Here is a 14,215-nt window from a genome sequence, read left to right on the forward strand (position 1 = left end):
ATTGCCTGTCGGTGGCAGTGGTGAGGTTCAGTCGGTGGGTTGGTCTTGCCAGAGGCCGCGTGCTTCGAGGGTTTCGATGAGGTGGTCGGCGCTTTCGAGGATGTGTTGTTCCATGAGGGAGCGGGCCATGCGTGTGCTGCGTCTGCGTAGGGCTTCGAGGATGAGGGGGTGTTCTTCGCGGGTGGCGGATGCCCGGCCTTCGATGCTGATGTAGAAGCGGTTGGGGAGGTGTTTGACGACGGAGCGGAGGAGCAGGGCGAGGCGGTGGGAGTCGGCGGCGAGGTTGATCTGGCGGTGGAAGGCGTGGCCGTATTCGACCATGCCGTCCTCGTCGCCGGCTTCGATGGCTTCTTCTTGTTGTTTGACGATGGTTTCGAGTCCGTCGAGTTGTTCTGTGGTGATTTTCTTGGCGGCGCGGGCGGCGAGTTCGCCGCCGAGTTGGGCCTGGACCCAGAACAGGTCGCGGACGTCCTGGGGGGTGAAGGGGGTGACGACGAAGCCGCGGCGGGGGACGAGTTCGATGAATCCCTCGCTGCTCAGGGAGAGGAGTCCTTCGCGGACGGGGGTGTTGCTGACGCCGACGGCTTCGGCGATGGGTTCCATGCGCAGGAAGTCGCCGGGCCGGACTTCGCCGGAGATGATGAGCTCGCGGACGTAGCTCGCCACCTCTTCGGAGAGCTGCTGCCGCTTGGAGTCGCGGTCACGTGCCATGAATACCTGCCTCGCTCACCCGGCCGACCTGCAGAAACAGAAAGCATCATATAGCTTCATCGGTTCGGACGGGCCCGAGCGGTCGGTGTGCAAGCAACCTGTTGGATCCGACGCAGCCATTTCCGCGCTGACTCGCGCGCGGTAGCGGAACACTCTTGACCTCAAATATATCTCACATAATGTTTGAAGTGCCCCGAGCGGGTCGGGGGTGCGTGCAACGACGCAGGCGGGAGAGATGGCAGTGACAGTCCGTAGCGTGAAGCCGGTCGACGGCTCGTTGATCGAGCCGGGACGGATGCTGATAGACGGATCATGGGTGCCGGCACGGTCCGATGAGACGTTCTCCGCGGTGGATCCCGGTACGGGGGAAGTGACCACGGAGATCCCCGCAGGAGGCACGGAAGACGTCGATTCCGCTGTGCGGGCTGCCCGGCGGGCATTCGACGACGAGCGCTGGTCGCGGTTGTCCGGTGCGCAGCGGGCCGTGGTGCTCTGGCGTGTCTCCGACCTGCTGGAGACCCACGCCGAGGAGCTGTCCCGGCTGGAGAGCCTGGACGTGGGGATGCCGGTGACGCAGGCACGGGCGATGCTGGGCGAGGCGATCAACCAGTTCCGGTACTACGCCGGCTGGGCAGACAAGATCCACGGCCGCAGCATGGAGATCGGGCCGGCCGAGCGCCGCCTGCAGGGCTACACGGTAAAGGAACCGATCGGCGTCGTCGGCATGATCGTGCCGTGGAACGCGCCGATGATCGCGGTTTCCCAGAAGCTGGCGCCTGCGCTGGCCGCGGGTTGTCCGTGTGTGCTGAAGCCCTCGGAGGAAGCTTCTCTCACGGCGCTGGCCATCGGCCGGATCCTGCTCGAGGCAGGGGTGCCCGACGGCGTGGTCAACGTGGTGACCGGGTACGCGCCGGTGGGGGCGGCTCTGGCCGCGCACGGCGGGGTGGACAAGCTGAGCTTCACCGGCTCCACCCAAGTGGGCCGACTGATCGTCGAGGCGGCCGCAGGCAACCTGAAGAAGGTCTCCCTCGAACTGGGCGGCAAGTCGCCGGTGATCGTGCTGCCGGACGCGGACCTGGCCCAGGTGATTCCGGGAGTGGCCACCGGCATCTTCTGGAACACCGGCCAGATCTGCACCTCGGGAACGCGGCTGTTCGTCCACCGGGACGTCTTCGACGAGGTCGTCCACGGAGTGGCGGAGTACGGCCGGTCACTCAAGGTCGGCTACGGCACCGAACCGGATGTGGATCTCGGCCCGCTCATTTCCCAGCGGCAGTTGGACCGGGTCACCCGGTACGTGGAGGACGGGATCGCCGCCGGAGCGCGGGTCGTCAGTGGAGGGAACCGTATCGGGGACAAGGGCTACTTCTTCCAGCCCACGGTCCTGGCCGATGTCGACCAGTCCATGCGCGTCGTCCGTGAGGAGATCTTCGGGCCGGTGCTGGGGGCCATGTCGTTCACCGACGTGGACGACGCCGTGACGGCGGCCAACGACACTGAATACGGCCTTGCCGGAAGCGTGTGGACCCGTGACGTCTCGCGGGCCCACACCATCGCGCGAAGGCTGCGTGCCGGCCGGATCGGGATCAACGTGCACCGCGCGGGCGGCGTCCAGATGCCCGTCGGCGGTTACAAGCAGTCCGGGTGGGGCCGCGAGAACGGCCCCGAGGGCCTCGACGAGTACCTCGAGACCAAGTCGGTGGTGTCTCTGCTGGATCGCTGAGAGGATCAGGCGGCCGGTCACGGCCGGGTAGTGTCGGACATGCAGATGGCTCGTGCGGGAAACGGACCGCACGAGCCATCTGCATGTCCGGGCGGCAGCCCGACGTGAAGTTCAATAGCGAATTGAATAACCGGCGGGCGTAGCGTACTTCTCTTGCCGCTTGCCGTGAATACGTTGTTTGTCCGGCGAGGCGGAATTTAGTGTCCAGCTTCTTGTACATGCTCGCCCAAGGCCCTACCGCAGCACGTCGGTGCCTTTCTTAATTGGGGAAGCCGCCGAAATGGTTCGGAGGCACGACTCAGCAGAGGTGGAAATGACTGCGAGTTCATCCAGCATGGGTATTGCCGACAGTCGGGACTTTGGGATGCCGGCGGGCCGCAGAACGAGGAAGGCGTTCCGCCGCTCACGGCGCGTCGCGATAGGCGTGTCGAGCGTGGTGGCGCTGGCGGCCACCGGGCTGCTGGCTCCGTCCGCCGTGGCCACGTCGTCGTCCGGCACCTCGGCCTTGTCGTCCGCCGCCGGTGCACCGGGCCGATACATGCTCGTCGGGGGCACGGGCACGGGGCACGTGAGCGTGTTCGGCGTCGCCCGCGACGGTTCGCTGACGAAGGCCGGCTCGCCGACCGCCGCGGATGCCGGCTTCTCCATCGTCGTCACCCCCGACGGCAAGAAGGCGTACATCGGCAGCCTGTCGAAGAAGACGATCAAGGGTTACTCGATCGGAGCCGACGGCACCCTGACCGCCATCCCCGGCGCCGTCGCCCAGTACGACGCGGCCGTGATCGGCCTGGCTTTCTCCCCTGACGGTACGAAGCTCCTGGCCACGGTCGGCGGCAAGGAGAGCGGCACGATCCGCGCCCTCTCCGTGTCCTCGACGGGTACTCTCACCCCGCTCGGTGCGCCGCTCACGATCCCCGGGACGAGCTACCTGACCCAGCCCGTGGTCACCCCCAACGGCCGTTACGTCTTCGCGAGCAGCTTCTCGGCGAGCACCGTGACCGCCTACGCGATCGGCCCGAGCGGCCTGACCCAGGTCGGTCAGTCGCTCGACGCCGGCAAGGGACCGGCCATCCCCGGCATCACGCCCGACGGCCGCTTCCTGTACCTCACCAACGAGCAGGGCAACACCATCACCGGGTTCGCGGTCGGGACGGACGGCTCACTGACGCCGACCCCGGGCTCCCCCTATGCGACCGGTGGCCTGCCGCACGGCATCGCGGTGACCCCGGACTCCAAGCGGCTGTACTTCCCCGAGGCCGGCAACGGCAAGATCAACGGGTTCCAGATCGCCGCCGACGGTGAGCTGACCCCGCTGGCGAACCTGCCCGTCGCCGCCCCGGCCAACACCATGCCGGGTCTGGTCCTGCTCAGTCCCGACACCAAGAAGCTGTTCGTCGTCGACGTCCTGGCCACCAGCCTGACCTCGAAGGTGCACAGCTACAACATCGCGACGGACGGCGGCCTCGCTCCGACCGGCCTGCCCTCGACGGACACCGGCGTTCTGTTCTCGGACGGCCCGAACACCGTGATGACCCCGAACCAGGGGCCGACGGCCCAGGTGCGGACCGTCCACAGCAGCGGCACGACGGGCGTCTTCTCCGCGTCCGGATCCGCTGACTCGGACGGCTCGGTCGTCAAGTACCGATGGAACTTCGGCGACGGCACCACCGCGACGACCACCACCCCGGAGGTCACCCACACCTTCGGATCGACCGGCACCCGGACCGTCAGCGTGACCGTCGTCGACGACGAGGGCTGTTCGACCACCCGGGTCTTCACCGGTCAGGTCGTGACCTGCAACGGCGGCACGAAGGCCCGATCCGCGACCCAGGTCACTTTCCAGTGAGGGCAAGTGGCTCCCGGCGTCGGGCGTCACACCACCCCTGCGTCTGACGCGACAGCCCTGTTCCCCCCGCCCGACCCAGGCGGGGGGAACAGGGCTTCTGGGCGTGTCCCGGCGGTCAGTCGGTGGGTTGGTCTTGCCAGAGGCCGCGTGCTTCGAGGGTTTCGATGAGGTGGTCGGCGCTTTCGAGGATGTGTTGTTCCATGAGGGAGCGGGCCATGCGTGTGCTGCGTCTGCGTAGGGCTTCGAGGATGAGGGGGTGTTCTTCGCGGGTGGCGGATGCCCGGCCTTCGATGCTGATGTAGAAGCGGTTGGGGAGGTGTTTGACGACGGAGCGGAGGAGCAGGGCGAGGCGGTGGGAGTCGGCGGCGAGGTTGATCTGGCGGTGGAAGGCGTGGCCGTATTCGACCATGCCGTCCTCGTCGCCGGCTTCGATGGCTTCTTCTTGTTGTTTGACGATGGTTTCGAGTCCGTCGAGTTGTTCTGTGGTGATTTTCTTGGCGGCGCGGGCGGCGAGTTCGCCGCCGAGTTGGGCCTGGACCCAGAACAGGTCGCGGACGTCCTGGGGGGTGAAGGGGGTGACGACGAAGCCGCGGCGGGGGACGAGTTCGATGAATCCCTCGCTGCTCAGGGAGAGGAGTCCTTCGCGGACGGGGGTGTTGCTGACGCCGACGGCTTCGGCGATGGGTTCCATGCGCAGGAAGTCGCCGGGCCGGACTTCGCCGGAGATGATGAGCTCGCGGACGTAGCTCGCCACCTCTTCGGAGAGCTGCTGCCGCTTGGAGTCGCGGTCACGTGCCATGAATACCTGCCTCGCTCACCCGGCCGACCTGCAGAAACAGAAAGCATCATATAGCCGTCGTCGATTCGGTCTCAGTCACGTCGTACCCCGTCCCTCATGGCTGAATGCCGCCGGGCGCGGCCTTCAGCTCGTCGGCCAGTCCGCGGTGGACGCGGGAGAGCACGACGGCGGCAGCCACCAGGATCACGTCGAGAAGGGCGAGGGAGGCCAGGGAGGGCAGCCAAGGTGCGACGGCGGCGGCAAGAACGCAGGCGGTACCGAAGAGGAGGCGTTCGATCCAGGCGTGGCCGATGGTGGCGTGGAAGTACCAGGCCTGGGAGACGAGGTAGAAGCAGGGCCCCGAAGAGGAGCAGGGCCAGGGCCGTGGTGGTGTGGTCGTGGGGGTGCGAGATGACGAGTTCGCTGCCCACGACGACAGCGACCAGAGCGGCGAGTGCGCAGTAGGTGACATTGATCCCCCAACGCACCGAGCGGATGGGGGCGCTGCTCGTGCCGACGTGCACGGCGACGACGTCCTCACCGCCTCCGAAGTACACGGCCCACAGGCAGACCAGAGCGACGAAGGCCTCCACGGTCGAAAGGTCGACGGTGGCGTCCGAGATCGTTGTGCCGGTGGTGAGAAACCGTCTCGCCGAGCAGCAGGATGAGGAAGAGCCGGAGCCGTTCGAGCATGTGCTCGCGTCGAAGGCGAGGTGCGCGGAGCGCAGGACGCGGCCCGGTAGTGGGTGGGCGAGCCAGGTTCCGGTCAGGTCGATGAGCGGGGCGGCGGCCCACCACCACAGGCGGGGGCCCGGCGACACCGCGGCTCCGGTGACCCACAGCGGGGCGGAGACCGCCGTCCACACCAGGCCGCGCTGGTAGTGATGGCGGATCCCCGCACTGGGGGCCGCCAGCGACGCCGGGGCCTGGACGCCGACCATGATCAGTAGCAGCGGCACCACGAACAACCAGGCGGCAGTGGTGAACGCACGGGAAATCGCGGCGTTCATGGAGAGACCCAGGCCCATGACGACGATGACCGTCAGCCGTGTCCGTGGCAGGTCGATGTCGAGCAGAGTGGCCGCGAAGCTGGTGAAGGCCCAGGTTCCGAACGCCCCCACCAGCAGCACCGCGGTCTCGGCGCCTCCTCTCCACGTCAGGTGATCCACCAGGTGGTGGGAGGGCTGGGAGACGGCGAAGACGAAGATGAGATCGAAGAACAACTCCAGCGGGGACACCCGCCGCCGGATCTCCGGGCGCCGGTCCCGGACGCGTCATGACCTGAGGGTTGGCACCCGGATCGGGCGTCTTTCGCCATTGGCTCACCATAGGAGGGTGGCACCGACGCACACCGGATCCTGCACGGCATGTCCGGGAACGCCTCGGCAGCGGCCAGGCCCGGTCGCGTAGCCGGACCGGGCCGGGCCGCTGCGTCAACGGCGCCGTTGTCGACGTTCGCGAACCGGCCGGCTCAGGCCGCGCTGTTGCGCAGTTCCGTCAGGGCCTGCGCGGTGAGGGGCCGCGGGTCCTCGTCAGGGGCGACGAGGACGACTGTGCAGGCGGCCGCGTGGGTGAGGGCGGTGGTGAAACTGCCGTCCGCGAACTGGGTCAGCGGGCCCCGCGGGGAGCGGCCGACGGCGACGGTGCGGGCGTGGACCTCGGCGGCGTGCCGGGCCAGGGCGCGGCCCGCGGCGGCATGGTCGCCGACGCTGGTCAGGATCTGGCCTGTGGTGGCTATGCCGAGGCCGGTCAGCCGGTCGAGGTGCGCGGTGACGGCCGTTCGGGCCGCTGCGTCGGTTTCCGTTTCGACGGCCTGTTCCTCGACGACCGCGGTCTGCTGGACGTGCACGACCTCCAGGGGGCTGCCGGTGTCCCGGGCGAGCCGGGCCGCGGCGTCCACGATGCCGGCGGCCGTGTCGTGGGCGCCGACGGCCACGACGACGGGCGGCGCATCGGTCGTGGCCGGAGAGCCGACGGGGGTGAGCGTCGGGGTCACCGGTTCGCCGTCGCCGGTGCCCGCCTCGGCCCGGTGCAGCATGCGATGGCCGCTGGCCAGCACCGGGATGGCGATGAGGAAGGTGGCGGCGCCGAGGTAGAAGGGGACGCTCAGGTCGGTGGCATCGGCCAGCTTGCCGGCGACGTAGGGGGCCAGGCCGCCGCCGATGAAGCGCAGGAAGCCGTACGCGGAGGACGCCACCGGGCGCTCGACCGGGGAGACGAGCATGACCGCCTGCGTGGTGAGGGTGTTGTTGATGCCGATGAAGGCACCGCTGACGATGACCGCCACGATGACCGTGGTGGGGTTGGCGACACCGGCGGCGATGACGGCCATCACGATGCCGAGGCCGAGCAGGTTGGCGTACAGGACCGGGGCGGTGCCGTACCGGGCCTGAAGACGCGGCGCGAAGAAGACGCTGAAGGCGGCGACCAGCAGGCCCCAGCCGGTGAAGACCAGCCCGAGTTCGTGGGCGCCCAGCTTCATCGGGTACGGCGCGTAGCCGAGCATCGTGAAGAAGCCCCAGTTGTACAGCAGCGCCATGATGCCCATGGTCAGCAGACCGCGGTGGCGGAGCGCCTTGAGCGGGGCCATTGGTGAGGTGGGGCGCTCGGGCTTGGGCAGGTTGGGAACGAAGGCGAGGGTGGCGATCAGGGCGACGGCCATGAGGGCGGCGACACCGAAGAAGGGACCGCGCCAGCTGATGCCGCCCAACTCGCCGCCGAGCAGTGGGCCGACGGCGATGCCGAGGCCGAGGGCGGTCTCGTACAGGATGATGGCGCCGCTGAAACCGCCGCTGGCGGAGGCGACGATGACCGCGAGGGACGTGGCGATGAACAGGGCGTTGCCCAGGCCCCAGCCGGCGCGGAAGCCGACGATGCCGTTGATCGAGTCGGTGGTGCCCGCAAGGGCGGCGAAGACGACGATGACGGCCAGGCCTGTGACCAGGGTGCGCTTGGCGCCGATGCGGCTGGAGACCCAGCCGACGAACAGCATGGCGACCGCGGTGACGATGAGGTAGCTGCTGAACAGCAGGGAGACCTGACTGGGCGTCGCATGCAGGCTCTCGGCCAGGGCGGGCAGGATCGGGTCGACGAGACCAATGCCCATGAACGAGATGACGCAGGCGAAGGCTACGGCCCAGACGGCCTTGGGCTGCCGGAACGGACTGGCAGCCTTTCCATGTGGTGCACTCATGCGCGTACTGCTCCAGCGTCTGAGGTCGGTTGGCGGGGACGGACCGCGCTTACGGCCTGTCAGGAGCGGGTCTGGCGGTCCTGGATGGCCCGGGCCAGGGCGGGCAGGGCGATCCGCACGGCACGCTGCTCCGGCTCGCTCAGTTCCTCGACGAGCGTCTGGAGGGCTTCGGCGCGCTCGGCCCGTCGCTGCCGGAACACCGCGAGGCCGGTGTCGGTGACCTCCACCAGTACGCCCCGGGCGTCACTCGTGTCGGCGACCCGGCGAACCAGTCCCACCCGCTCCATGCGCGTGACGAGCTGGGTCATGTTGGGCTGCGAGACGCCCTCGGCCCGGGCCAGTTCGGTCAGTCGGTGCGGGCCCTCCCGGGACAGCCGGCCGAGCGCCGACGAGGCGGCGGTGCTCAGCCCTCCGGTGTGGGTGCTCTGACGGACGTGCCGGACCATCTGCTCCACGGCGAAGATCAGGTCTTCGACCAGGGGATCGAGGTCCATAACCCGCTTATGCATATCCCCATTATGCATCTACGTGTACCCTGCAGCAAAATTGGCGGTCATGTGGCGGGCCGCAGGGCGGGTGTGGGCGTGAACTTCACCGGGAGCGCGGTGAGGCCCCGCATCCATGGTGAGGGGCGGTACGTCAGGGAGTCGGCCGGCACGGCCAGGTCGACGTCCGGCAGCCGGTCGAGGATCACCTCGATGGCCGTTCCCGCGATGATCTCTGCCATTTCCTGGGCGCGGAACGGGCAACGGTGCTCGCCGTGGCTGAAGGAGAAGTGCGCGTTGTTGCCGCCGCTCTGCGCGGCGCCCGGAGTGCGGACGTGAGGGTCGTGGTTGGCGCCCTGGAGGCCGAGCAGCAGCAGGTCGCCGGCGCGTATCTGCCGGCCGCCGAGGTACGTGTCGCGTGACGCCCATCGGCCGGACCAGTTCTGCAGGGGCGTTTCCTCCCACAGCACCTCGCTCATGGCCTGGGCCACACTGCTGCGGCCGCCGAAGAGGGACGCCGCGAAACGTTCGTCGGTGAGCATCAGCCGCAGCGAGTTGCCGATCCAGTCCGCGGTCGACTGATGGGCGACGACGGCGATCTCGAGAATGGACTCGACGATCTCCTGGTCGGAGAGACCGTTGCCGTGCCCGACCATCCACGAGGCCATGTCGTCCGCAGGACGCGCCCGGCGGGCGGCGAGGAGCTCGGTGGCGGAAGTGACCAGATGCGTCAGGCCGTCGTTCGCCCGTTCCTGCCCGTCCAGGAGATCGTTGAGTGCGGTCACAAGCCCGGGCCCCTGCTCGTCGGTGAAGCCGCAGAGGGCCGCGATGATCTGCAGCGGCAGCCGCATCGCGTAGTCGGCGACGAGATCCGCCTCGCCCGTGCCGCACACCGTGTCGATCAGCTCGTCGGCGAACCGCTCCGTGAGACCCCGAAGTTCGAACAGGTCGACGTCCTCGAGGGCGCCGCTGGATACCGCGGCGCGCTCCCGTAGGCCGGCGGCGCTCGGGGCGTCGCCCAGGGGAATCCTGCGAAGAATGATGGGCAGCAGTGGCCAGTCGTCGGGGATGGCGCTCCGCTGGTTCCACAGGCCGGAGTCGCGGCTGAACAGCACGGTGTCGCCGGTGAGCTGGTGCAGTTCGCGGTAACCGAGTACCAGCCACGCCGGTATGCCGCCGTCGAGCACGACCGGCACCACAGGGCCGTGTTCGAGTCTCATCTCGCGGTACAGCGCGGCGGGTTCGTTCTGGAACCGGGACCCGCTCAGGGGCACGGGGGAGGGCGTCACGCCAGCTCCTTGTCAGACGTCGGGAACCGAGTGGTTCACCCGGGGAGTACGGGTGTCAGAGCTTGCGGAGTCCTACAAGCACCTGTTCCAGCAGATGCGCATCGGGAAGTTCCGCGGCAGGGGGATGCCGGGCGCTGACACGGCCGGTGTCCAGGAGGTCAGCCAGCAGCACCTTCGTGACGCCCACCGGCAGTCGCAGGTCCGCGGAGAGTTCCACGACTGCTGTCGGCCGCTCGCACCTGCGCAGGATGGCAGCGTGCTCCGACTGCATGCCCGGAGCCGGTGCGCACTCGGCGACCACCAGGGTCACCATGTCGAACAGGGCCGCGGATCCGGACCGGCTGCGCCCTCCCGTGATGGTGTACAGCCGGTCTGGAGCGTCGTCCCTGCCCGGGCGGCTCATGACGCGCGCGGAGGCGCTGCCAGATACTCGCCCAGCTGCTCGACCAGCTCGTGCATGTGATGGCCGACGAGGCCCGGGTCCGCGTCCTCCGCGGCGATCACGGCGAGGTGGGCGCCCTCGCCGGCCTCGACGATGAACAGGATCCCGCCGTAGAACTCGGTCATGGCCGAGCGGACCCCGCCGCTGCCGTCGCCGAACTCCACGGACGCGCCGTGGGACAGCGACTGGATGCCGGCGGCGATGGCCGCCAACTGGTCGGCGCGGTCGTCCGAGAGCTCGGGAGTCCGGCACAGCCTCAGCCCGTCGCGGGACAGCACGAGCGCGTGGCGGGCGCCCGGAGTGCGTTCCAGCAGCCCCTCGATGAGCCAGGTGAGCCTGTCGTCGGCGGTCTTCGTGCCGGTCATGGGGTGCCTTTCGAGTGCCTTTCGGATGCGGTAATGCCGCCGGTTCGGGCGGGCCTGCGGCGCCGACCGGGGCTGCACGTTGACGCACTATATAAAATACGTTACAGGGGGGGTGGGATCAGCGAAATGCTGTGTCCCGGCCCCCGGCTGCTCAGACCGACCCCTGGGCGATGCTCCGGACCACCTGCCGGAAGTGGTCGTAGAAGTGCGGCACATTGACCCGGGCCTCGGGGGTGTCCGGGTGGGTGACCTTGACGTAGGTGCGGTCCCACCTGCGGTTCACCCACATCATGACCTCGTTGCTCGGGCTGGAGTCGTACAGCCCGTTGCAGTCGGCGGCGTCCCAGTCCCGCGAGCCCTGGACATGCCGGCCGTCGATGTAGGAGACGATCGGCAGCACCGCGGCGTCGTCGGGCTGCAGGGGCAGTCCGGCGAGCTCGGCGACGCGCAGCGGTGAGACCCTGGCCAGTTTGCAGGCGTTCCGGAACGCGGTGCCGGCGCTCGCGAGGAGTTCGGGCAGGCCGAGGGCCGCACCGCCCTCCGCGAGGGGGAAAGCGACCGGCACCAGGTTGATGAACCATCCTTGGGCGGCGAGCCAGCGCCTGTCGTGGCGGGTGTGCACGACGGAGAGGCCGCGGTACTCGGCACGCCCCGCCAGCTCACGGTGCACGATGCCCAGGGCGGCCAGCAGTCCGGCCGAGAAACCGGCGCCGTGCGCCTTGCACACCTTGGCGAAGGCGTCGGCCTCGTCACCGGTGAGGAGATCCAGGTCGAAGGAGAGGCTGGGGCGCGACTCGCCCGCGGGCACACCGAGGTCGAGGGGGAACGAGGGCATCGGGCCGGAGAGGAGGAAGTTGATCCAGCTCTTGACCTCCGGCGCATCGGCCTGGAGCGCGGCGGCTCGCTCGTGTTCCTCGGCGCCTGCGTCGATGTAGCTGCCGGCCTCGGGCAGCACGGCCTCGGTGCCGTCGAGTTCGGCCTGGTACAGGGCGCGCAGCTCGTGAAAGACGAGGACGACGGAGTAGGCGTCGCTGTGCGCGTGGTCGATCGCGAAGTACACGGTGGAGGAGCCGTCGCGCAGCACGGCACCCGCGGTGAACGGCGGCCACAGCATCGGATCGGTGCTCGCGTGGAACTGCTCGCGCAGGTGCTCCCTGACCGCGTCACCGGAGGTGAACTCGCCGAGTGGCACGGGAAGTAAGTCGACGTCCTCGGGCGCGACCATGTGCCGGACGAGGGTTACGCCGGCCGGATCCGGGCCCGCGTTCCGCTCGGTGGAGAACCAGGTCAGCACGGTGTCGTGCCGCAGCACCCACTTCTTGAACGCGGCGGCCAGAGCGGTCGCGTCGACCCGGCCCGGCAGCTCGAAGGCGAGTCCCACCCACGGCGCCTGGGGCCGGCCGGCCGCCACATTGGCCATGCGGCGCAGGATGTGGTTCTTCTGGACCGGGGAAGGCGGGGCAGGATGTACCGGCGCGTGCTTCGCCTTTGCGACCAGGTGGTCCGGGACCCGAAGTTCGACCAGCTCGCCGGGCCGGGCCTGGTAGTCGTTCAGGAAGGTCATCAACATGGGGTGGGTTCCTTTCCTCTGGCGGCGGGGGTGGCTAGGGGGAGTTCTGCACCGGCGGCGACCTGCCGGACGGTTCGGCGGGCCTCCGCGAGATAGGAGGGCACGCCAGCGCGGCCCGGGACCGAGTCAGGGAAGCGGTAGCTCAGGTAGACGCCTTCGCGGGAGCGCATGACCCACAGGTAGACCTCATGGGCGTCGATCCGGCGGCTGCGCAGCGCATGGGCGTTCCACTCGGTCCACCGCCCGGATCCGGGAACCCAGCGGATGTCCATGTACGAGACCATGAACCGGGGTTCGAGGGGGAGCCCGAGCAACTCGGTGAGGCGGGCCAGGGGCGCACCGGCGAGCGGCAGGCAACGCCGCAGGGCCTCCCCGGCTTCCTTCACCACCTGCCCGAAGCCGTCGTCGCCGTGCACGGCCAGGCTCACCGGCGCGAGTCCCACGTACCAGCCCAGCGAGCGCAGGAACCGCCGCTCGCTGCGCGTGTGGACGGGAACCAGGGTCCGAAAACGTTCCTGCCCGTAGCGGCTCCGGCCGGCCATGGCCAGGCAGGCGAGGACTCCGGAGAAGAAGTCACCACCCTGACGCTTGCAGACGGCGTCGAACTCCCGGGCGCCGTCCGCGTCGAGCAGCCAGTCCAGGCCGCCGGTCTGAGGGGCCGGAGGCAGACGTTCCGCGTCGCTGACCGGGACGAGGAACTCGGGCAGCCGCCCGTCTCCCTCGATGACGAAGTCCCGCCATCGCCGCACCCATTCGTGTTCGCAGTGCAACAGGCCGGCGGCCTCCCGTTCGGGGCCGGCGAAGTCCAGATAGCTGCCCACCTCGGCGAGCCCGGGATCGCGGTGCTCGACCGCCGCCCGGTACAGCTCACGTATCTCACTCGCGATGAGGAGGACCGAGTAGCCGTCCGCGTTGTGGTGGTCCAGGCCCAGGCACACCGTGGTGGCATCGCGGTGAGTCACCGCGAGGAACGTGAAGGACGGCCAGGTCAGCGGGTCGGTGCTGCGGTCGAGGATGTCCTCGATCAGGACGCGCAGTGCGCCAGGGTCGGTGAATGTGCCGTAGTCGTCGCGGGTCAGTCCGACCGTGCCGGGCCGCAGTGTGGTGCGGGCCATCCGGTCGGTGCCTGTGTCGGCGCACGGTGTCAGTCTGCTGCGGAGTGCCTCGTGCCGGTCGATCCATGCGAGCAGAGCCGTCCGGAGGGCGGACGTGTCGAGTGGGCCGGGCAATTCGAAGGTTGTGGCCAGCCAGGAGGGGCCGCGGCTGCCGTCGCCGGCGGACCGCAGAGCGTCGGTGAGGTGCGCCTCCTGCAGGTACGACGCCGGCCTGCTGTCGGGGATCCAGTCGGTCGTACGGAGGGAACCGGTGTCCGGCCGCCACACCGACAACTGTCCTGGGCGGATGTCGAGGTCCCACATGTCGATGAACTTCACGGGCCTGCCTCGCTGCTTGGGCGGTACCTGATGGGGGAGTGCCGGCAGCCCGACCCAGGGCCCCTTCCCGGAGCGGAAAGGCGGGGTCACGTCAGTGCGGGCACCAGCTCCGGCGCGGGGTCGCCGGTCGGATTCGGCCGAACGGGGCTGCGGGCCTGGAAAGTCCGACCTTTTGCGAAGGCTTCGGTGATCGACATGACACACACCCCTCTCCGGTCGCAGTGCCGAAATGCCTTCGGCTGCTGCCCTCGACGTTAGAAAGGAACCAGACGTGCGAATGTCCAAGAGTTTGGACATGCTTCTTGGGGCGTTCGGATGAAAAGGGGCGAGAGGACACATTAGCGGTACTGTCCGCATTCGAAGGAAAGCCAGGCGAATGT

General features: G+C 68.9%; 12 protein-coding genes. 2 read left to right on the forward strand and 10 right to left on the reverse strand.

All coding sequences use genetic code 11. From position 1 onward, the window contains the following. Positions 1-27 precede the first annotated feature (27 nt). Entirely contained in the window at positions 28-711 is a 684-nt protein-coding gene (locus IE260_RS36855; RefSeq protein WP_189880074.1) for a GntR family transcriptional regulator, read from the reverse strand. Between the two features lie 241 nt (positions 712-952). On the opposite strand from IE260_RS36855, the gene IE260_RS36860 reads away from it, so the two are divergent. Further along, positions 953-2,434 (forward strand): aldehyde dehydrogenase family protein, encoded by a 1,482-nt coding sequence (locus tag IE260_RS36860; RefSeq protein WP_229881678.1) that lies wholly within the window; start codon positions 953-955, stop codon positions 2,432-2,434. Positions 2,435-2,858: 424 nt separating this feature from the next. Then, positions 2,859-4,280, forward strand: a complete 1,422-nt coding sequence (locus tag IE260_RS36865) for a beta-propeller fold lactonase family protein (protein WP_189880078.1) — start codon at positions 2,859-2,861, stop codon at positions 4,278-4,280. Positions 4,281-4,395: 115 nt separating this feature from the next. On the opposite strand, the gene IE260_RS36870 is transcribed toward IE260_RS36865, so the two are convergent. The 9 genes from IE260_RS36870 to IE260_RS36910 all read right to left on the reverse strand — a co-directional run bounded on the left by IE260_RS36870 (position 4,396) and on the right by IE260_RS36910 (position 13,835). Beyond that, positions 4,396-5,079, reverse strand: coding sequence for a GntR family transcriptional regulator (locus tag IE260_RS36870; RefSeq protein ID WP_189880074.1), 684 nt, complete (start codon positions 5,077-5,079; stop codon positions 4,396-4,398). A gap of 71 nt (positions 5,080-5,150) precedes the next feature. Further along, entirely contained in the window at positions 5,151-6,296 is a 1,146-nt protein-coding gene (locus tag IE260_RS36875; RefSeq protein ID WP_229881679.1) for a low temperature requirement protein A, read from the reverse strand. Between the two features lie 233 nt (positions 6,297-6,529). Further along, on the reverse strand, positions 6,530-8,251 hold the full coding sequence (locus IE260_RS36880; protein ID WP_189880080.1) for an MFS transporter: 1,722 nt from the start codon (positions 8,249-8,251) through the stop codon (positions 6,530-6,532). Between the two features lie 59 nt (positions 8,252-8,310). Beyond that, positions 8,311-8,760, reverse strand: coding sequence for a MarR family winged helix-turn-helix transcriptional regulator (locus IE260_RS36885; protein ID WP_189880082.1), 450 nt, complete (start codon positions 8,758-8,760; stop codon positions 8,311-8,313). A 44-nt stretch (positions 8,761-8,804) separates the two neighbouring features. Beyond that, entirely contained in the window at positions 8,805-10,025 is a 1,221-nt protein-coding gene (locus tag IE260_RS36890) for a cytochrome P450 (RefSeq protein ID WP_189880084.1), read from the reverse strand. A 55-nt stretch (positions 10,026-10,080) separates the two neighbouring features. Further along, entirely contained in the window at positions 10,081-10,428 is a 348-nt protein-coding gene (locus IE260_RS36895; RefSeq protein ID WP_189880086.1) for a DUF742 domain-containing protein, read from the reverse strand. Continuing rightward, the gene (locus IE260_RS36900; protein ID WP_189880088.1) at positions 10,425-10,832 is read right to left on the reverse strand and encodes a roadblock/LC7 domain-containing protein; all 408 of its coding nucleotides are present in this window, start codon (positions 10,830-10,832) and stop codon (positions 10,425-10,427) included. The genes IE260_RS36895 and IE260_RS36900 overlap by 4 nt, the downstream gene beginning before the upstream one ends. Positions 10,833-10,983: 151 nt before the next feature. Beyond that, positions 10,984-12,402: a condensation domain-containing protein gene (locus IE260_RS36905; protein ID WP_189880090.1), complete on the reverse strand. Its 1,419-nt coding sequence runs from the start codon at positions 12,400-12,402 to the stop codon at positions 10,984-10,986. Further along, positions 12,396-13,835, reverse strand: coding sequence for a condensation domain-containing protein (locus IE260_RS36910; RefSeq protein WP_189880092.1), 1,440 nt, complete (start codon positions 13,833-13,835; stop codon positions 12,396-12,398). Before IE260_RS36910 ends, IE260_RS36905 begins: the two co-directional genes overlap by 7 nt. Between the last annotated feature and the right edge of the window lie 380 nt (positions 13,836-14,215).

This window comes from Streptomyces viridiviolaceus, from assembly GCF_014650995.1.
Taxonomy (GTDB): Bacteria; Actinomycetota; Actinomycetes; order Streptomycetales; family Streptomycetaceae; genus Streptomyces; species Streptomyces viridiviolaceus.

Excerpts from the sequence above, each read along its gene's own strand:
- IE260_RS36900 (WP_189880088.1), bottom strand. The coding sequence starts at position 10,832 with ATGACCGGCACGAAGACCGCCGACGACAGGCTCACCTGGCTCATCGAG.
- IE260_RS36895 (WP_189880086.1), bottom strand. The coding sequence starts at position 10,428 with ATGAGCCGCCCGGGCAGGGACGACGCTCCAGACCGGCTGTACACCATC.
- IE260_RS36880 (WP_189880080.1), bottom strand. The coding sequence starts at position 8,251 with ATGAGTGCACCACATGGAAAGGCTGCCAGTCCGTTCCGGCAGCCCAAG.
- IE260_RS36855 (WP_189880074.1), bottom strand. The coding sequence starts at position 711 with ATGGCACGTGACCGCGACTCCAAGCGGCAGCAGCTCTCCGAAGAGGTG.
- IE260_RS36870 (WP_189880074.1), bottom strand. The coding sequence starts at position 5,079 with ATGGCACGTGACCGCGACTCCAAGCGGCAGCAGCTCTCCGAAGAGGTG.
- IE260_RS36885 (WP_189880082.1), bottom strand. The coding sequence starts at position 8,760 with ATGCATAAGCGGGTTATGGACCTCGATCCCCTGGTCGAAGACCTGATC.
- IE260_RS36905 (WP_189880090.1), bottom strand. The coding sequence starts at position 12,402 with ATGTTGATGACCTTCCTGAACGACTACCAGGCCCGGCCCGGCGAGCTG.